Annotated in this window: 19 protein-coding genes; 6 read left to right on the top strand and 13 right to left on the bottom strand. The window is 72.3% G+C overall.

Features of this window, described 5'->3' with window-relative positions; translation table 11 throughout:
- Nucleotides 1–11: 11 nt before the first annotated feature.
- From ACZ4TR_RS33205 to ACZ4TR_RS33175, 7 genes are all read right to left on the bottom strand, one after another.
- Complete coding sequence (locus tag ACZ4TR_RS33205; RefSeq protein WP_465291591.1) at nt 12–1,826, bottom strand: NADH-quinone oxidoreductase subunit 5 family protein; 1,815 nt, start codon at nt 1,824–1,826, stop codon at nt 12–14.
- Between the two features lie 4 nt (nt 1,827–1,830).
- Entirely contained in the window at nt 1,831–2,136 is a 306-nt protein-coding gene (gene nuoK, locus ACZ4TR_RS33200) for an NADH-quinone oxidoreductase subunit NuoK (protein WP_364515274.1), read from the bottom strand.
- Nucleotides 2,133–2,696 carry an NADH-quinone oxidoreductase subunit J gene (locus ACZ4TR_RS33195; RefSeq protein WP_465291590.1) on the bottom strand — a complete coding sequence of 188 codons (564 nt, stop codon included), beginning with the start codon at nt 2,694–2,696 and terminating at the stop codon, nt 2,133–2,135. The genes nuoK and ACZ4TR_RS33195 overlap by 4 nt, the downstream gene beginning before the upstream one ends.
- 17 nt (nt 2,697–2,713) lie before the next feature.
- Complete coding sequence (locus tag ACZ4TR_RS33190) at nt 2,714–3,643, bottom strand: NADH-quinone oxidoreductase subunit H (RefSeq protein ID WP_465291588.1); 930 nt, start codon at nt 3,641–3,643, stop codon at nt 2,714–2,716.
- On the bottom strand, nt 3,636–4,679 hold the full coding sequence (locus tag ACZ4TR_RS33185; RefSeq protein WP_465291587.1) for a hypothetical protein: 1,044 nt from the start codon (nt 4,677–4,679) through the stop codon (nt 3,636–3,638). The genes ACZ4TR_RS33190 and ACZ4TR_RS33185 overlap by 8 nt, the downstream gene beginning before the upstream one ends.
- Complete coding sequence (locus tag ACZ4TR_RS33180) at nt 4,670–5,011, bottom strand: NADH-quinone oxidoreductase subunit A (protein ID WP_465291585.1); 342 nt, start codon at nt 5,009–5,011, stop codon at nt 4,670–4,672. Before ACZ4TR_RS33180 ends, ACZ4TR_RS33185 begins: the two co-directional genes overlap by 10 nt.
- Nucleotides 5,012–5,202: 191 nt before the next feature.
- On the bottom strand, nt 5,203–6,255 hold the full coding sequence (locus ACZ4TR_RS33175; protein ID WP_465291583.1) for a C40 family peptidase: 1,053 nt from the start codon (nt 6,253–6,255) through the stop codon (nt 5,203–5,205).
- A gap of 580 nt (nt 6,256–6,835) precedes the next feature.
- Here ACZ4TR_RS33175 and ACZ4TR_RS33170 point away from each other — a divergent pair.
- Genes ACZ4TR_RS33170 through ACZ4TR_RS33155 form a run of 4 tightly spaced genes read left to right on the top strand, consistent with a single transcriptional unit; the run spans nt 6,836 to nt 10,557 of the window.
- The gene (locus tag ACZ4TR_RS33170; protein ID WP_364515256.1) at nt 6,836–7,117 is read left to right on the top strand and encodes a metal-sensitive transcriptional regulator; all 282 of its coding nucleotides are present in this window, start codon (nt 6,836–6,838) and stop codon (nt 7,115–7,117) included.
- 26 nt (nt 7,118–7,143) lie between these two features.
- Complete coding sequence (locus ACZ4TR_RS33165; RefSeq protein WP_465291582.1) at nt 7,144–7,350, top strand: heavy-metal-associated domain-containing protein; 207 nt, start codon at nt 7,144–7,146, stop codon at nt 7,348–7,350.
- A gap of 30 nt (nt 7,351–7,380) precedes the next feature.
- The gene (locus ACZ4TR_RS33160) at nt 7,381–8,286 is read left to right on the top strand and encodes a hypothetical protein (RefSeq protein WP_465291580.1); all 906 of its coding nucleotides are present in this window, start codon (nt 7,381–7,383) and stop codon (nt 8,284–8,286) included.
- A gap of 18 nt (nt 8,287–8,304) precedes the next feature.
- Nucleotides 8,305–10,557, top strand: a complete 2,253-nt coding sequence (locus ACZ4TR_RS33155) for a heavy metal translocating P-type ATPase (RefSeq protein ID WP_465291578.1) — start codon at nt 8,305–8,307, stop codon at nt 10,555–10,557.
- Between the two features lie 4 nt (nt 10,558–10,561).
- On the opposite strand, the gene ACZ4TR_RS33150 is transcribed toward ACZ4TR_RS33155, so the two are convergent.
- The 5 genes from ACZ4TR_RS33150 to ACZ4TR_RS33130 all read right to left on the bottom strand — a co-directional run bounded on the left by ACZ4TR_RS33150 (nt 10,562) and on the right by ACZ4TR_RS33130 (nt 14,081).
- Nucleotides 10,562–11,509: a M56 family metallopeptidase gene (locus tag ACZ4TR_RS33150; RefSeq protein WP_465291576.1), complete on the bottom strand. Its 948-nt coding sequence runs from the start codon at nt 11,507–11,509 to the stop codon at nt 10,562–10,564.
- Nucleotides 11,506–11,868, bottom strand: coding sequence for a BlaI/MecI/CopY family transcriptional regulator (locus tag ACZ4TR_RS33145; RefSeq protein WP_364515238.1), 363 nt, complete (start codon nt 11,866–11,868; stop codon nt 11,506–11,508). Before ACZ4TR_RS33145 ends, ACZ4TR_RS33150 begins: the two co-directional genes overlap by 4 nt.
- Nucleotides 11,869–12,303: 435 nt before the next feature.
- Entirely contained in the window at nt 12,304–12,654 is a 351-nt protein-coding gene (locus ACZ4TR_RS33140; protein ID WP_364515235.1) for a hypothetical protein, read from the bottom strand.
- 13 nt (nt 12,655–12,667) lie between these two features.
- A complete protein-coding gene (locus ACZ4TR_RS33135) occupies nt 12,668–13,168 on the bottom strand; it encodes a TetR/AcrR family transcriptional regulator (RefSeq protein ID WP_465291574.1) in 501 nt (166 codons plus the stop codon).
- Nucleotides 13,169–13,235: 67 nt separating this feature from the next.
- The gene (locus ACZ4TR_RS33130) at nt 13,236–14,081 is read right to left on the bottom strand and encodes a helix-turn-helix transcriptional regulator (protein ID WP_465291572.1); all 846 of its coding nucleotides are present in this window, start codon (nt 14,079–14,081) and stop codon (nt 13,236–13,238) included.
- Between the two features lie 102 nt (nt 14,082–14,183).
- On the opposite strand from ACZ4TR_RS33130, the gene ACZ4TR_RS33125 reads away from it, so the two are divergent.
- The gene (locus ACZ4TR_RS33125; RefSeq protein WP_465291570.1) at nt 14,184–15,140 is read left to right on the top strand and encodes an SDR family NAD(P)-dependent oxidoreductase; all 957 of its coding nucleotides are present in this window, start codon (nt 14,184–14,186) and stop codon (nt 15,138–15,140) included.
- 65 nt (nt 15,141–15,205) lie between these two features.
- Here ACZ4TR_RS33125 and ACZ4TR_RS33120 read toward each other — a convergent pair whose 3' ends face one another.
- A complete protein-coding gene (locus ACZ4TR_RS33120) occupies nt 15,206–15,571 on the bottom strand; it encodes a hypothetical protein (RefSeq protein WP_465291569.1) in 366 nt (121 codons plus the stop codon).
- A 588-nt stretch (nt 15,572–16,159) separates the two neighbouring features.
- Here ACZ4TR_RS33120 and ACZ4TR_RS33115 point away from each other — a divergent pair.
- A complete protein-coding gene (locus ACZ4TR_RS33115; protein WP_465291567.1) occupies nt 16,160–16,768 on the top strand; it encodes a uracil-DNA glycosylase in 609 nt (202 codons plus the stop codon).
- The last annotated feature ends 260 nt before the right edge of the window (nt 16,769–17,028 follow it).

Here is a 17,028-nt window from a genome sequence, read left to right as displayed (position 1 = left end):
CCTCACGTTCGTCAAAGGACCAGCAACAACACGGCGAGCACCCCCAGCGCGACGGCGGCCTGGGCGTAGTAGTGGTGCAGCTGCCCGGTCTGCGGACGCGGTGCCCACCGGCCGAGCGCGCGTGCGCCACCGGCGACTCCGCGGACGACGGCGTCGATCGACACCTCGACGCGCAGGCTCGCCAGCCGCCCGAGGGCCGCGCCCGTCGCCGCGGCCACGCGCACGCCGCCGTCGACGACCCGGTCGTCGAACCGGGTCAGGCTCACGGCCAGCCAGTCCACCGGCCGTGCCACTGCCACCCGGGCCACGCGCTCCAGGTGCAGCCAGTCGGCGAGGACGCCGATCTCGCGGGACGAGCGCTTCCAGGAGGCCGCGGCCACGACACCGGCCACGGCGATCAGGCCGGACGCGGCCAGTTCGGACCACGTCGGCGCCGGAACCGCCGGACCGCCGACGAGCCGCGAGAACCGTTCGGCCAGGACCGGCAGGCCGCCGATCCCCAGCAGCGCGGCCGCCGCCGCGAGCACCGGCAACGGCCAGAGCAGCAGCCGGTTCAGGCGATCCGGGGCCGCGTCGGCCGGTTTCCACACGATCGCCAGGACCCGGCCGACGTAGGCGCCGCTCACCAACGCGGCGGCCAAGCCGGCGACGTACAACGCTGGTGAATCCGCCAGGGCCGTGGCGAGGACCGCGTCCTTGGTGACCCAGATCGACAGCGGCGGGACCCCGGCCAGGGCGAGCGCTCCGACGGTGAAGACGATGCCGAGGAGCGGGTAACGCCGGGCCGCGCCGTCGAGCCGTCGCAGGTCCTTGGTGCCGAGGCCGACGAGCCAGGCACCGGCCCCGAGGAACAGCAGGCTCTTCGTCGCCGCGTGCGCCACGAGCTGTCCGGTCCCGGCGGCGGGGCCACCCGCACCCGCGGCCAGCACCACGAACCCGAGCTGGGAGCAGGTCGACGCGGCGAGCACCTGCTTGAGATCGCGCTGCACCACCGCGATCACCCCGAGCACCAGCGCGGTGACGACGCCGAGCCAGGCCACCGCGGTGGGCGCCCACGTCGTGGCCGCCAGCAGCGGTTCGAGCCGGATCAGCAGGTAGGCCCCGGCCGCGACCATCGTCGCCGAATGCAGCAGCGCCGAGACCGGGCTCGGGCCGTCCATCGCCCGGGAGAGCCAGAAGCTGAACGGCAGCTGCGCGGACTTCCCGGCGGCCGCCAGCACCACACCGGCGACGACCACGTCCCGCCAGCCGCCGGCCGCGGCCGGCAGGCCGGCCAGGGTGAGACCCGCGACGCCGCCCGCCACCGCGGCCCCGGCCGCGAGGTACAACCCGAGGTCGGCCGCCCGGGTGGTGAGGAACGCGATCGCGCCGGAGTGCACGCGGTGGTCCTCGCGCCACCAGAACCCGATCAGGGCGTACGAGCAGGCGCCCATGACCTCCCACGCCATCAGCAGCACGACGAGGTCCCGGGCCGTGACGGTCACCAGCATCGCCCCGGCGAACACCAGCATCAGGCCGTGAAAGCGGGCGCGGGACTCGGCGGCGCCGAACTCCCCGGCCGCGAACACCAGCACGGCCACCAGAACCACGGCGACGGTGAGCACCATGACCGCCGACAAACCGTCCACGGCGAGCCCGATCCGCAGCCCCGCGAGCAGTGGCGCGGAGACCTCGGGGCGGGTCACCGCGGCGAACACCGCCAGCACGAGGGTCAGGCCCGCGGCTCCGACCCCCACGGCCGGGGCGACGCGGCCGGCCGGGCGCCCGGTGACCAGCAAGGTGGTCCCGGTGACCAGGGGAAGCGCGATCAGCAGCCACACTGTCATCGGCTCAGCCCTTGAGGTCCGCGGCGGAGTCGGTCAGGTCCACGTCGCGGCGGCGGAAGATCGCGGTCGTCACGGCGAAGCCGATCGCCATGTCGACCGCCATCAGCGTCACCGCGACCAGGACGACGACCTGACCGTCCGGGCGCGTGGGCGAGGCGAAGTACCAGAAAGCCGCGCCGCCCACGATGACCGCGTTGGCCATCAGCTCCAGCCCCATCATGACCATCACGATGGACTGCTGGGACAGCGCGCCGTAGAGGCCGACGCTGAACAGCGCCGCGGCCAGCAGCAGGTACTCCTGCAGCGTCATCGGTCCAGGCCTCCTCGCACCGGGTCGTCCGGCCGGTTCGCGCGGAGGCCGTCGCCGTAGCGGTCGTAGCGGCCGCGGTGGGTGGCGAGCACGACGGTGGCGACCATCGTGGCGAACAGGCACAGCCCGAGCACCATCATCACCAGCATCTTCGACCCCATCAGCGCTTCGCCGAGCGCGCGCGTCGGGTCCGCGGGGCGTGGCTGGTCCGACGTCGGCCACGGGATGAGGAAGATGCCGGTGGCGAGCGCGGCGAACACCCCGCCCGCGATGGCCGGCGAGCCCTTCCGGTTGTGCACCATGGTCATCGGCATCAACCCGGCCGGGTTCATCATGTACATGATCATGAAGACGACCATGACGACCATCTCCATGATCATCATGAGGACGACGAGCACGCCGAGGTAGGCCAGGTTCAGCAGCAGGATCGTGCCGGCCGCGAAGAAGAAGGACGCCAGCAGCGCGAACGTCGCGCGGGCCATCGAGTCCACGCGAAACACCGCCACGCCGGTCACGACCGCGCCGGCCGCGCACACCCAGAAGACGATCTGTGTCCACATGAGACAGCTCTCCTTCCTCAGCGGGCCAGGACGACGACGGCGACCACCAGGGCCTGGACGAGGGTCAGCGGGATGAGCACGACCCAGGCGATCTCCTGGTAACGCTCCATCCGCAGCGCGGGAATCCGGCGCTTGACCCACACCAGCAGCGCGAGCACGGCCAGGGTCTTCAGCAGGGACCACAGCCACGCGGGCAGCACCGGGCCGGCACCCCCGCCGAGGAACAACGGCACCGCGAACGCCGCCCCCGAGGTCAGCAGCAGCCACCGGGCGGCCACGAACACGAGCCGGTCCACTCCGGACAGTTCGGCCGCCGCGCCCCCGGCGGCGTCCGCGCCGACCGGCTGGCCGAACGGCCCCCAGAAGGACATGGCCGGCACCGACAGCAGGTAGCCGGCGAACGCGACCGGCATCCACACCACGAACCACACCGGGTCCTGGGCGGCCACGACGTCGGCCACCCGCAGCGAACCGGCCCCGAGCGCCGCGGTGATCAGCGCGAACATGTGCGGCAGCTCGTAGGCGAGGCCCTGCGCGATGAACCGGTAGCCGCCGACCAGGCCGTACGCCGAGTTGGCGCTCCAGCCGACGAGCCACACGGCCGCCCACGCCACGACCTCCATCGCGTTGAACCAGACGATCCCGATCGACAGGTCCGCCACCGCCCACCGCCCGAGCGGCGTCACCAGCGAGGCGAGCACCGCGGCCGGCAGCAGCGCGAGGGCACCGCCACGCGCGAGGAGGACGTCGGCCCCGACCGTGCGGCGGCGTTGCTGGACGAGCAGCCCGCCGGCTTCGCGCAGCGGCAGCGTCACGGCGGCCCGCGGGCCGGGGCCCCCGCTCGCCCGGTCGTGCAGGACGGCGTCCCACGACGCGGTCGCCGCGGCCAAGGCCGCGAGCACGACGGGCAGCAGCAGGCCGCCCCACCACGGGAGTTCGTCAACCATGGGACACCCGCAGGCGCTCGAGGTCGGGATCGAGGCTCGCGACGACCAGCCGGGCCGTCGCGAATTCGGTTCCGGTCAGCAGGCTCGGCAGGGCGTCGAGGATTTCGGCCGGATCTTCAGCGGCGGTCGAGTCCGCGGCGCCTGCGGCCGTTGCCTGGTCGATCCAGTGAGCCAGGCGGTCCAGTGCGTCGAACCCGGCGTGGGCTCCGATCCCGGTCAAGGACCACCGCAGGACCCGCGAGTGACGGACTCGCCTCGCCCAGCGCGCGAACCGCGCTTCGACGTCAGCGCCGGACAGCAGGTCGTCACGCAGACGTGCCGCTGTGACGGCGGCGTACTCCCAGCCCGCGATGGTCAGCAACCTGGCGCAGCTGTCGAGCCGGCGCGCGGCGATCCGGGCCCGGTCGGAGGACAGCGTGTCCCAGAACGGCGCCGGCACGTGCGTCGCGGTCAACACCGCCTCGGCCGTCGCTTCCTGGATGACATCGCCCTGCAGGGTGGTGCGCACGAGCAGGCCCGGCGGCCACGCCGGAAGCACCGGCCCCAGCGGCACGGTCAGGCGGTCGAGCTTCAGGCCGTCGCGGTCGTCGGCCCGGTCTGCCATCGGGATGCCGCCCGGCAGCTCCATGTCGCCCATGTCGTGCCCGTGGTGTCCGCCGTGCTGTGCGTGGTCGTGGTGATCTTCGGTTTTCGCGGTGGCGGGTTCCGGGGTGGACGCCGGGCGTTGGTCGTCCCGCGAGCGCATCCGACGTTCGGCCTCGGACAGCGCGCCCGCGACTTCCGCCGGCGTTTCCAGGCTGACCCGCGCGCGAGGCACCGGGATCTGCTCCCAGACCGCCTCGACGAACGGCGTCATCGCCGGGTCGGCCGGGCCCGTGACGATCAGCAGGTTCGCTTCCGCCGGGTTCAGCGCGGGCCGCCAGCCACGCCGGCGCATCTCCCGCTCGACGGCCAGCCGCACGCCGGTTCCGCCGACCGTGGTGGCGACCAGGGGCCTGACCGGTGTGCGGCTCAGCAGCCAGGTCGTCAGGTCCATCGGAAAACGCCTTCCCGCCAGGCGTACCAGACTCCGGCGAACAGGACGGCGAGGAAGGCGAACATCTCGACGACGGCGGTCGTCCCGACCTCCGCGACGACGAGCGTCCACGGGTACATGAAGACCATCTCCATGTCGAAGGCCAGGAAGACCATCGTGATCGTGTACCACCGGACGTGGTAGCGCGACACCGCGTGCTCGGCCGGTGAACCGCCGGAGAGGAACGGCAGCACGTCCCGGGCCGCCGGTGCGAGCCGGACCAGCCTGGCGATGCCGTACCCGGCGGCGGCCAGCGCGGCGACACCGACGAGCACTACGAGAGCATCTTGCATCGCACCTCCTCGGGCCACGCCGGACCACTGAGCAGCCTAGGGGGGTGAACCGGGCGGGGCACCCCGGAAGCGGATGATACACATACCGGTGGGGGGTAAGTGTATTTCAGACCCGATCCGGCCGGGCTGTCGCGGAAACAAAACGGGGTGGCATCGCAGCCGCGATGCCACCCCGTTCCGGTGCTTCGATGTCAGGCCGTGGGCCGGGTCGCCCCGGCGTACTGGCTCTGCAGCGGGGAAATCTTGACGACGTCACCGCTGGTCGGCGCGTGCACCATCTTCCCGTCGCCGATGTACATGCCGATGTGCGACACCGGCGAGTAGTACGCGACGAGGTCGCCGGGCTGCAGCTGGTCGCGGGACACCGGGGTGCCGTACTGCGCCTGCGCCGCGGAGTTGCGGGGCAGGGAGATGCCGGCCTTGCCGTACGCCCAGAGCATCAGCCCCGAGCAGTCGAACGTGCCCGGTCCGGTGGCGCCCCAGACGTACGGGCTGCCCAGCTTGCTCAGCGCGGCGTTGACCGCGGTCTGGGCGGCGGCCGTCGGCGCCTTGACGTTGGGCGCCTTCCCGCCGGTGTCGCGCTGGACGGCTTTGTCGGCCGCGCTCAGCGTCTTGTCGGCGGCCTTGACCTGGTCGATCTGGGTGTTGAGCGTCTTCTGCTTGGCCTTGATGTCCTCGGTCAGCTTCGCCGCGGCGTCGCGCGCGTCGGTCGCGCGCTTCGCGGCGTCACTGGCCTTCTCGGCGGCAGCGGTGGACTGCCGGACGGCGTCGGTGAGGTTGCCCACCGCGGCGTTCTTGTCCGTCGCGAGCACTTCCAGGGCCGACGACCGGTCCAGGAAGTCCTGCGTGGACGTGCCGGACAGCAGCGCCGAGAGCTTGTTCAGCTGGACGCCGCTGGTGAACGACGCGCCGGCGAACTCGTCGACCTCGGCCTGGTACTTCTTCTGGTTCTCACTCGCCGTGGCGGCCTGGCTCTTCGCCGCGTCGACGTCGCCGGTGGCCTTGTCGAGGTCGGCCTGCTTGGCCTTCAGGTCTTCCTGGGCCTTCAGCAGGTCTTCGTTGAGCTTTTCGGCCTGGGCCGCGAGATCGCGGTACTTGGCCAGTGCGTCCGACCCGGTGGGCGGAGCTTGGAGGAAGGGGACTGGGGCGGCGGTGGCCGTCGGCTCGGCGACGGTGACCACGAAGATCACCGAAACTGCTGCCAGGGCACCTGAAACCACGCGCCTGAGGGAATGCGACTGCACGGTCGCGCGGGTCTCCTTTGCTGGTCGTCCGCCGGCCGGCACCCGGGACGAAGAGGTCGGGGGTCCTCTGCTCGCTGTCCCGTCGCGCATCGGCCGCTTTCGGGCAGCTTCAGCTGCACCAGGTGATGCGCGCGGTGTGCTTCCGGTTTCCGGCTTCCCGACAAAGCCTTGCCCGGCGGAGATCTCGCGTCGCCGTCCGTTCGACAGCAGCCGCCGCGAGATCACGGACAGGCTACGAAAGGGACGTCGGCGGCGTCTACCGTTCGGGGGAAGAAAGTTCGCCCCATTCGCTTTTGTGCTGGTGGGGCGCGGAAATTCGTCCGGCCAATTGATCACTGTCCGCTATGGCGGATAGTACTTTCTGCTATCGCGTATAGTAGACCGACTTCGCGGCGATCGCCGGCGGCCGACGATCGGCCCGGCAAGCACCGCACTCTATCCACAGTGGACGTGCATCGTCCACCGGTGGTCCTTCGCGTGGATTTGGTCCCCCTTTCGCCGTCGACGGTCACCATCGCCGCGGGCCTGCTTGAGACGCACGCCACTTGATACCGGTACCCCCTAGGGGTACCTTGAAGACGTGAACGGATACAGCCACGACAAGGACGCCCTGCTGCAGCGCATGCGACGCGTCGAGGGGCAAGTCCACGGCATCGCCAAGATGATCGACGACGACAAGTACTGCATCGACGTGCTGACGCAGGTCTCGGCCGCGACGAAGGCCCTCGAGGCTGTCGCGCTGGGGTTGCTCGACGACCACCTGCGGCACTGCGTCGCCGAGGCGGCCGCGGAAGGCGGCGATGTCGCGGCCACGAAGGTCGCCGAAGCGAGCGCGGCCATCGCGCGCCTCGTCAAGTCCTGACCCGCATCTCACGGAGGAGAACCGTCATGAGCCAGCGCACTTACACCGTCACCGGCATGACCTGCTCGCACTGCGTCGCCTCGGTCGGCGAGGAGGTCGGCGCGATCGACGGCGTCACCGACGTCGCGGTCGACCTGCCCACCGGGGCCGTCACCGTCACCAGTGCCGAGCCGATCGACGAAGCGCGGGTCCGCGCCGCCGTCGAGGAGGCCGGTTACACCCTCGCCGGCTGAACCGGCGACCCGAAACCGAGGGAAAATGCCATGAACACCACAGCACGGCTGGCCGTGTTCGGGGGAGCGCTCGCCCTGCTCGCCGCCGGCGGGTTCGTCGTCGGGAAGACGGCCGGCCCGGTCTCGGCCAGCGAGAACGCCGGCCACGAAGCGGCCATGCCGGACCACGAGGGCATGGCCGCGGCGGACGACCTGCCGGGCGGGCTCGCCTCGAGCAAGGACGGCTACACCTTCGTCCTCGCCGATCCGACGCCGGAACCCGGGCGGTTCTCGTTCACGATCACCGGGCCGGACGGCAAGCCGGTCACCGCCTACGACGTCGAGCACGAGAAGAAGCTGCACCTGATCGTGGTCCGCCGGGACACGGCGGGCTTTCAGCACGTGCACCCGGAACTGGCGCCGGACGGCACCTGGAGCGTCCCGCTGACCCTGCCCGCCGCCGGCTCGTACCGGGCGTTCGCCGACTTCGCGCCCACCGGCGGGAAGCCGATGACGCTCGGCGCCGACCTCTCGGTCGCCGGGGACTACCAGCCCGCGGCCTACGCGCCCAGCCGCACGGCGCACGTCGACGGCTACACCGTCGAGCTCGCCGGCGACCTGACGGCGGGGAAGACCTCGCCGCTCACGCTGACCGCCAGCCGTGCCGGCGTCCCGGTCACCGACCTGCAGCCCTACCTCGGCGCCTACGGGCACCTGGTCGCGCTGCGCGGCGGCGACCTCGCCTACTTGCACGTCCACCCGGACGGCGAACCGGGCGACGGCAGGACGGCCGCCGGACCGCAGGTGAAGTTCGCCGCCGAAGTCCCCAGCGCGGGCACCTACCGGCTGTTCCTCGACTTCAAGCACGGTGGCGTCGTGCGGACCGCCGAGTTCACCCTGACGACCGCCGGAACGCCCGCGCCGGCGCCGGCGCCCGCCGACGGCCACGGCCACTGAGCGCGAAAGGAGACGATCATGACCAGTACCACGGCCGAATCCGGCCCGGTGACCGAGATCGAACTCGCGATCGGTGGCATGACCTGCGCGTCCTGCGCCAACCGCATCGAGCGCAAGCTCAACAAGCTCGACGGCATCACCGCGTCGGTCAACTACGCCACGGAGAAAGCGCGCGTCCACGCTCCCGAAGGCGTCGACCCGGCCACGCTGGTGGCCACGGTCGAAGCCGCCGGGTACCACGCGACGCTGCCCCAGCCGGAAAAGCCCCGGCACGAGGAAGCCGAAGACGATCCCACCAGGCCGTTGCGGCAGCGGCTGATCACCAGCACGGCGCTCGCGGTCCCGGTGATCCTCCTGGCCATGGTGCCCGCGCTGCAGTTCACCTCCTGGCAGTGGATCTCGCTGACGCTGGCGGCGCCGGTCGTGACGTGGGGCGCGTGGCCGTTCCACCGGGCGGCGTGGACGAACCTCCGCCACGGCGCGGCCACGATGGACACGCTCGTGTCGATGGGCGTGCTCGCGGCGTTCGCGTGGTCCTTGTGGGCGCTGCTGTTCGGCACCGCGGGGACGCCGGGGATGGTGCACCCGTTCGAGCTGACGATCGCGCCGTCCGACGGCGCGGGCAACATCTACCTTGAGGTCGCCGCGGGCGTCACGACGTTCATCCTCGCGGGCCGCTACTTCGAGGCGCGGTCCAAGCGCCGCGCCGGCGCCGCGCTGCGGGCACTGCTGGAGCTGGGCGCGAAGGAAGTCGCCGTGCTGCGCGACGGCGCCGAGGTCCGCATCCCGGTGTCGGAGCTGGCGGTGGGCGACCGGTTCGTCGTGCGGCCGGGCGAGAAGATCGCCACCGACGGCGTGGTCGAAGACGGCCGGTCCGCGGTCGACGCGTCGATGCTCACCGGCGAGTCGGTGCCGGTGGAGGTCGGCGAGGGCGACGCGGTGACCGGGGCGACGGTCAACGCGGGTGGCCGGCTGGTCGTGCGGGCCACCCGCGTCGGCGCGGACACGCAGCTGGCGCGGATGGCGAAGCTGGTCGAGGACGCCCAGAGCGGCAAAGCCGAGGTCCAGCGCCTGGCCGACCGGGTCTCCGGGGTGTTCGTGCCGATCGTCATCGGCCTGGCGGTCGCGACGCTCGGGTTCTGGCTCGGCACGGACGTCGGCACGGCGGCGGCGTTCACCGCGGCGGTCGCCGTGCTGATCATCGCTTGCCCGTGCGCGCTGGGGCTGGCCACGCCGACGGCACTGCTCGTCGGGACCGGCCGCGGCGCCCAGCTGGGGGTGCTGATCAAGGGGCCGGAAGTGCTGGAGTCGACCCGCCGTGTCGACACCGTCGTGCTGGACAAGACCGGCACGGTCACCGCCGGCCGGATGACCCTGGTTGGCGTCCACGTCGCCGAGGGTGTCGACGAGGCGGAGCTGCTGCGGCTGGCCGGTGCCCTGGAGGACGCGTCCGAGCACCCGATCGCCGCGGCCATCGCCCGCGGCGCCCGGGACCGTGTCGAGCTGCCCGCCGTCGAGGACTTCACGAACGTGGAGGGACTCGGTGTGCAGGGCATCGTCGATGGTCACGCGGTGCTGGTCGGCCGCACGGCGTTGCTGGAGGACTGGAGCCGGCCGCTGCCCGACGAGCTGGCCGCGGCCAAGGTGGCGGCCGAAGAGCGCGGGCACACGGCGGTGGCGGTGGCGTGGGACGGCGCGGCTCGCGGGGTGCTGGTGGTCGCCGACACCGTCAAGCCGACCTCGGCCGAGGCGATCGCGCAGCTGCGTGAGCTTGGGCTGACTCCGGTGCTGCTGACCGGGGACACCACGGCGGTCGCGCGGGCGGTGGCGGCGGAGGTCGGCATCGACGAGGTGATCGCCGAGGTGCTGCCGTCGGACAAGCTCGACGTCGTCAAGCAGCTGCAGGACGAGGGCAAGGTCGTCGCGATGGTCGGCGACGGCGTGAACGACGCGCCGGCGCTGGCCCAGGCCGATCTGGGGCTGGCGATGGGCACGGGCACGGACGTCGCGATCGAGGCGAGCGACATCACGCTGGTGCGCGGCGACCTGCGCGCGGTGGCCGACGCGATCCGGCTGTCGCGGCGGACGCTGCGGACGATCAAGGGCAACCTGTTCTGGGCGTTCGCCTACAACCTGGCGGCGCTGCCGCTGGCCGCGGCGGGGTTGCTGAACCCGATGATCGCGGGCGCGGCGATGGCGTTCAGTTCGGTGTTCGTGGTCGGCAACAGCCTGCGCCTGCGCGGGTTCACCTCCCGCTCGTCCCCGGCCTGACCGCTCAGGGACAGACGAGGGGACTGACGCCCACGACCAGGGCCACGGCGATCGCCGACGGCGCGAGGAAAGCGGCGAAGCCACCGGCCACGGCCTTGAGCGCGGTCGCCGGCCGCCGCCCTGCCGACGACGACGCGGTGTCGAGCCGGTGCAGCCGGATGGCCGTGTCGCCACCCGCCATCGGGAGGGCGCGCCGCGGCCCGTCCACCGCCTGGATCGACAGAAGCGCCGAACGCAGCGGCTCGCGTCCGCAGTGCGCGGCCGCCGCCTGATCGGCGGACAGCTCCACGAGCGGCCGGACGGCCGCGGGGAGGTCGCGCATCAGCGGCACGAAGCGCACCGTCCGGCCCAGCACCACCGAACAGCCGGTGAGCAGGTGGTGGTGGACCCGCACGTGGGCTCGCTCGTGCGCCAGCACGGCGCTCAGCTCCCGCGCCGTCAGCCGGGACGCGAGGCCGTCGCTGGCGACCACCAGCGCCCGCCGGCCACCGAGGCTGTACGCGAGGGGCCGGTCGTCCGGCAGCCACAGCGTGGGAATCGGCCGGGTGTCGCGGGTGCCGGCGAGCCGCAGCGCGGTCAGGTGGTGCCGGCGCAGGACGGTGCGCCGGCGCCGCCGGGCGAGCGAGGTCACCGCCAGCCGCCCGGCCGCGGCGACCGGAACGGCGCCGGAGACGCCGCCGACGACCGGGACGAGCGCGGGGAAGTCGTCGTGGCCGACCGCCGACCAGCAGTCGTGGAGCAGCTGGACGATCGCGCCGGCGGGACCGTGGCCGGGGAGAACCAGAAGCAGCACTGCGGCGACCGTCGCGGTGACCACGCCCGCGGCGGTCGCCGGCCACCAGGCGATCGCCGTACCGGGATCGGTTCTCGCCGAGACCAGCCGGCTCAGCAGCCGCGGCGACCACCAGCCGACCGCGATGCCGCCGAGCAGCAACGCCGCCGCGAGGATCATCGCTTCCGCGGCTTCCGGCGCAGCGCCCGGCGGAGGACGTCCGACTCTTCCTCCGTGACGGTGCTGACGAAGTGCAGCAGGACCGACTCGCGGTCGTCGACGGAGTCGAGCACCGCCCGCAGGCTCCGCGCGGTGGCTTCGGCGCGCGTAGTGACGGCGCGGTAGTGGTAGGCGCGGTTCTCCAGGTCGCGGACGACCCAGCCCTTCCGGTGCAGGTTGTCCAGGACGGTCATGACGGTGGTGTAGGCCAGGTCGCGGTGCTGGTTGAGCTCGTCGAGCACCTGACGGACCCGCAGGGGCTCCGCCGTGCTCCAGAGCACGTCCATCACCGACGCTTCGAGCTCGCCCAGACCCAGCATGACACCTCCGGTGGGCAAGGATACGTCCCGCGGCGGTGAGCGGCCTGCCCATCGCCGGGACGGTGCCGACCCGCCCCGGCGACTCGCGCTCAGCTCCCCGCATTTCGGCGATCTCCGCCTGCTGGGCGTCGATGATGTTCTGGTCACATCGTCGGTGTTGTGGCCAGCGACCGCCGACGAGCTGGTGTCCGGTGTGGACGGAGAGTCGTCGCCGCTGCAGGCGCGCGCGGTCACGGCGAAGACCTCCGCCGATCAGCCGGCGACCGGTTACGCCCGTCCACTCCGGCCCTGGAGAACGGTCGAAGTCCGTCTCAGCGCCGCGCGAACCGGTGCAGGGCGTCAAGCGCGGCCGGGGCGAGGGTGTCCGGGTGATCGGCGTCGGCGGCCAGCGACACCATGACCGTGGCGAGGTGGGAGAGCATCGGCTTGCCTCTTTCAGCGCAGAGCGTCTTCGACCAGCGCGACCGTCGCGCGCGGGTCGTCGACTTGGAGGACGAGGCGGGCGTAGCGCTCGTCGGCGAGTTCGATCACGACGGCCTTCGACGGATCCTTGATGTCCCAGAACACCTTTTCGCCGTCGAGGTGGAACGTGCCCGCCGTGATCACGCCGGGCAGGTGGGCGCCCGGCGCGCGGATCCCCTTGGGGTCGGCGGCGATGCCGGGGTCCGCGGTCGCACCCCGGACGTTGGCCAGCGGGATGGTGAGGCTGCTCTTGAAGGCCCAGAGCTTGTCGAGACCTTCGATCACGACAACGAGGTCGTCGCCGTCGATGTGGACCAGTGCCATGGCTTTTCCTTTGTCAGTCGGGAGAATCGAAGCGTTGGGTGAGCGCGGTGCCGACACCGTCGGGGTTGCCGCGCAGGAGGATGCCCAGTGCGGCCGCCGTGAGGCCGGCGGCCAGGGCGGCAGGGACGTCGAGCGCGTCGGCGATCGCCTGGTCGATGGCGGTCAACGCCGTGGCCACCTCGGCGGCCACCTCCTCGTCGGCCGGTGCCCGTTCGACCGCCGCGAGCAGCAGCAGGCCGAGGTCGGCCGACGTGACGAGCTGGAGCGCGGTCGCGGCATCCGGTGCCGCGGCGAGCGCTTCGGCCAAGGGGAGGATGTCGTCGGCGAGGTGGCGGCGCAGGGCGACCAGGTAGAGACCGCGCTTGCTGCCGAACGTCTTGTACAGGCTGTTGCGGTGCACGCCGAGGTGGGTGACGAGGTCGTCGACGGACACCCCGTCGTACGCGCGGCCACCGAACAACTTCACGGCGGCCCGCACCACTTCGTCTTCGTCGAACGCCCGTTGCCTGCCCATGCCACGACGTTAGCCTTTTGAGGAACGATCAGTCAAGAACGACCGTTCCTTAAAAGTGGATCCGTGGTCAGGGCCGCAGCGACTGGGTGCCGAGAACGGCGGCGAGTGCCAGGCGGTCGGCGTCCTCGGTGCCGGGCTCGGCGGTGTAGACGCTGATGCGCAGGTCGTCGAGGGCGACGAGCAGCGTGTCGCAGTCGAGGGTGATGGTGCCGACCGCCGGGTGGTCGATGGTCTTGCGCCGCGAGGGGTCGGGCAGGGGCGGCGGGGCTTCGGCGTCCCACAGTTCGGCGAACCGCGGGCTGCCGGCGGCCAGGTCGGCGACCAGGCGCCGCAGCGCGCGGTCGGCGGGGTAGCGCGACGCGGTCAGGCGCAGGTCGGCCACGAGCCGGGCTTCGTGTTCGGCTTGCTCCCCCGGGGTGTGCACGACCCTCGACGGCAGCCGGGCGACGTTGCGCCACACGGCGTTGCGTTCCAGCCCGCGCCAGGTGGTCGTGTCGCCCATGAGCGCGTCGTAGGGCGCGTTGGCCAGCACGAGCGTCCAGCTGGCGTCGTAGACGACCACCGGCGTGTGCGACAGCCGGTCGAGCAGCCGCTGCACGCTCGGGGTGACCCGCGACGGCACGACGTCCGGGCCGGGCGCGGCGTGCCCGGCCAGCCGGTAGAGCAGGTCACGGTCGGTGTCGGCCAGGCGCAGCGCGCGGGCCAGCGACTCGACGACCTGCGTCGACGGCGCGGTCGCCCGTCCCTGCTCGAGACGGGTCAGGTAGTCGGCCGAGATGCCGGCGAGCGCGGCCAGTTCTTCGCGGCGCAACCCGCTGGCCCGGCGCCGCCGGCCCGCCGGGACACCGACGGTTTCGGGGGCCACCCGGTCGCGCCAGCGGCGCACCGTCCGGCCGAACTCCCACGCTTCCACGGGGTCCATTCTGGACGAGCCCGCACCGGTTGTCCTGGTCCTGGCAGTCCTACGAAAACCGGACGACTGGCTGCGGTCGCGCCGTTCTCGCAGGCTGGAGCCATGACCGAACCCGGAACCGTCCTCATCACCGGCCCCACGCGCAACCTGGGCCGGCACGCCGTGCTGGCCATGGCCGGCCGCCCGGACGGGCAGCGGCCCGACCTGCTGCTCGTCGGCCGCGCCGGGCGCGACCTGACCGCGGTCGCCGACGAGGCTCGTGCCCTCGGGGCGCGCGTGCACACGATCGGCTGCGACCTGGCGAGCCTGGCCGACGTCCGGGCCGCCGCGGTCACCGCCCGCGGCGTGATCGCCGGCGGCGCGGTCCGTCCGCTGCGCGCGCTGGTCGCCAACGCCGGCACCATGTCGGCCGACACCCGGCGGGCCTCGGCCGACGGCTACGAGCTGACGTTCGCCGTCAACCACCTCGCCCACGCGCAGCTCATCGGCGACCTGCTCGGCTCGTTCACCGCCCCGGCCCGCGTCGTGCTGATCGGCTCGAACACCTACCAAGCCAACTTCTGGCGCAAGCTGCTGCACGTGCCGGAGGCGAAGTGGGCCGACCCCGTCGAGCTCGCCCGCCCGGCCGGTGGCGAGCAGGCCCCGGGCATGGAGGCCTCCGGCGTCGCGTACTCCAACGCCAAGCTCGCGATCCTCTATTACGCCCACGAGCTGCAGCGTCAGGCCGGCGCGGGCATCAACGTGTCGGTGTTCGAGCCGGGCTGGATGCCCGGCACCGCGCTGGGCCGCGGCGCTCCCGCGGCGTTGCAGGCGATGAGCCGCGCCCTGGGCCGGATGCCCGGCGTCTCGACGCCGCGGCGCTCGGGGCCGCTGCTGGCCGCGATGGCCCTCGACGAGCGGTGGGCGAACCTGCGTGACGGCGCGTTCGTGCTGAAGACCAAGCTGACGGAGGTCCAGCCGGTCGCCCACGACCGCAACCGCGAGCGGCGCCTGTGGGAGGCGACCGCCGAGCTGCTGGAACGAGCGGGCGCGTCGCGTACTCCAGGCACAGAGAAATGACGGGACGAGACCGGCCTGCGTAACGCCTTGCTCACCTTGTCGGCCGGGGTCTGCTGGGCCGCCGCTTACTCGTCCCCGCGCGAGTTTTGCATGGAGCGGGTGCTGTCCGCGGAGTTCCGGTCTTCCTGCCGGCGCCGGTTTCGTTCCTGACGTTCCCGCTCCCGCCGGTCGTACGTTGCATTCCGGACGGTCTCTTCATCCTCCAAGCTCGACCCGAGCGCACCGGCGACGATCCCGACGGAACTGCACAGCCACACCAGGTTCGCCGTGACCGAACGCGCCTGTGCCGAAGCGGCGAGCCGGAGCCGGCGGCGAACGCACCGGCGGACCAGTTGCTTGACGACGTCACACTGGCGTTCGCCGTCTGCCAGCCCGAGATCATCATGATGGCCCGCGCCGGTTGTCCCCCTCTTCGCCACGGTGAGGGTCACCCGCCGACCGAGCCGGGGAGCAGCGAGAACACCGACGCCGGACCGGGCTAAGGGGACTCGAACTCCTGACCCTCACTGCCAGTGAGGTGGGCATGGCCTCCTGACCTGCGGTTTTGGTAAACCCGCAGGTCGGCTGGGGCAGTATGGGGCAGTTGGGTGCGCTTCGGCGCCGTTCGCCGCAGTCCTGAGAGCGGGTTTGCCCCAGCTGTGCCCCGGTGAAATCAGTGGGAGAATCGCCGGCCCGTCTCGGATGTCCTGCGCCGGACTCGCCATATTCCAGACGTTTCCCGGCTCGGCGAGACCGAGGACGGCCTGGTGCCCGCCCGGTGCGGCTGAGCACAAGACATGACTCCGGCGATCGTGCTCACGCAGAGCTTCTGCGCGGCAAGCGTGGCCAGGCCGCCGCGCATTGTCTGGTGCGGACGGCATTGTGGAGGGGTAAGGCAGGCTCTGTGCACCCCAGGTCTTCGGTCTCGTCAACCGAAGTCGGCGGTGGTGGGCAAGCCGTGCTGGACTGGGGCTGTGTCCTTGACCGAGCTCGACCGGGTCGGCGCCCGGATCGTTTCCTGTGTCCGCTGCCCTCGCCTGGTGGCCTGGCGAACGGATGTCGCAGCCCAGGCACCCGACCGCTATTCCGGGCAGGCGTACTGGGCCCGGCCCGTCCCGGGTTTCGGGGACCCGGCAGCCAGGATCTTCGTGCTCGGGCTGGCGACGGCCGCGCACGGGGGAAACCGCACCGGACGGGCGTTCACCGGGAACCCCACGGCGAGTCTGCTGGTGCGGGCCCTGCACCGGGCGGGGCTCGCCGACCGGCCGGTGTCCGACCACGCCGGTGATGGGCTGCGGCTGCACCGGACGTGGCTGGCCTCGGCCGTCCGCTGCGCCCCACCGGTCAACCGGCCGACGCCGGCCGAGCGCGACAACTGCCTGCCATACCTCTCGGCCGAAGTGGCTGCCCTCGACGATCTGCGCGTGCTCGTCTGCCTCGGTGGGTTCGCCTGGCGGGCCGCGCTGCACTGGGCGGGGGTTCGGCCGAAGCCGGCGTTCGCCCACGGCGGAGAACACCGGCTGGGCAGTGGGCTGGTGCTGCTGGGCAGCTATCACCCGAGTCCGCGCAATGTGCACACCGGCCTGCTCACCGAGTCGATGCTCGACGAAGTGTTCGCGCAGGCGTGCGAGCTCGCCGGCCTGACATGAGCCCCGGTGCCGGCTTTCGCTCCCGCCTGGCCACGCGATCCTGGGTAGCCCGTCAAAAGGCCTTGCCGAGCGCGTCCGGCCGCGCTGGCCGCGTCCTCATGCCGGGTGGCCCGCGCCGCGGTCGTCGCCCGCGAGGCCGACGACCTGGCAGGCAGGCTGATCGCGACACCGAGCAGACGGTCCGGGTGGTCCTGGCCCGCCGCCGTCCCGGTGACGCCGTTCTCGGGGAGGCGACGGTAACCGCGGGCGCCGCGTGATCG

It is taken from the genome of Amycolatopsis sp. NPDC028719, assembly GCF_055565395.1.
This window is presented reverse-complemented; position numbering and strand designations above follow the sequence as displayed.

Excerpts from the sequence above, each read along its gene's own strand:
- ACZ4TR_RS33160 (WP_465291580.1), top strand. The coding sequence starts at position 7,381 with ATGAACACCACAGCACGGCTGGCCGTGTTCGGGGGAGCGCTCGCCCTG.
- ACZ4TR_RS33155 (WP_465291578.1), top strand. The coding sequence starts at position 8,305 with ATGACCAGTACCACGGCCGAATCCGGCCCGGTGACCGAGATCGAACTC.
- ACZ4TR_RS33205 (WP_465291591.1), bottom strand. The coding sequence starts at position 1,826 with ATGACAGTGTGGCTGCTGATCGCGCTTCCCCTGGTCACCGGGACCACC.
- ACZ4TR_RS33125 (WP_465291570.1), top strand. The coding sequence starts at position 14,184 with ATGACCGAACCCGGAACCGTCCTCATCACCGGCCCCACGCGCAACCTG.
- ACZ4TR_RS33145 (WP_364515238.1), bottom strand. The coding sequence starts at position 11,868 with ATGCTGGGTCTGGGCGAGCTCGAAGCGTCGGTGATGGACGTGCTCTGG.
- ACZ4TR_RS33185 (WP_465291587.1), bottom strand. The coding sequence starts at position 4,679 with ATGGACCTGACGACCTGGCTGCTGAGCCGCACACCGGTCAGGCCCCTG.
- nuoK (WP_364515274.1), bottom strand. The coding sequence starts at position 2,136 with ATGACGCTGCAGGAGTACCTGCTGCTGGCCGCGGCGCTGTTCAGCGTC.
- ACZ4TR_RS33165 (WP_465291582.1), top strand. The coding sequence starts at position 7,144 with ATGAGCCAGCGCACTTACACCGTCACCGGCATGACCTGCTCGCACTGC.
- ACZ4TR_RS33190 (WP_465291588.1), bottom strand. The coding sequence starts at position 3,643 with ATGGTTGACGAACTCCCGTGGTGGGGCGGCCTGCTGCTGCCCGTCGTG.
- ACZ4TR_RS33180 (WP_465291585.1), bottom strand. The coding sequence starts at position 5,011 with ATGCAAGATGCTCTCGTAGTGCTCGTCGGTGTCGCCGCGCTGGCCGCC.
- ACZ4TR_RS33135 (WP_465291574.1), bottom strand. The coding sequence starts at position 13,168 with ATGGGCAGGCAACGGGCGTTCGACGAAGACGAAGTGGTGCGGGCCGCC.
- ACZ4TR_RS33195 (WP_465291590.1), bottom strand. The coding sequence starts at position 2,696 with ATGTGGACACAGATCGTCTTCTGGGTGTGCGCGGCCGGCGCGGTCGTG.
- ACZ4TR_RS33150 (WP_465291576.1), bottom strand. The coding sequence starts at position 11,509 with ATGATCCTCGCGGCGGCGTTGCTGCTCGGCGGCATCGCGGTCGGCTGG.
- ACZ4TR_RS33140 (WP_364515235.1), bottom strand. The coding sequence starts at position 12,654 with ATGGCACTGGTCCACATCGACGGCGACGACCTCGTTGTCGTGATCGAA.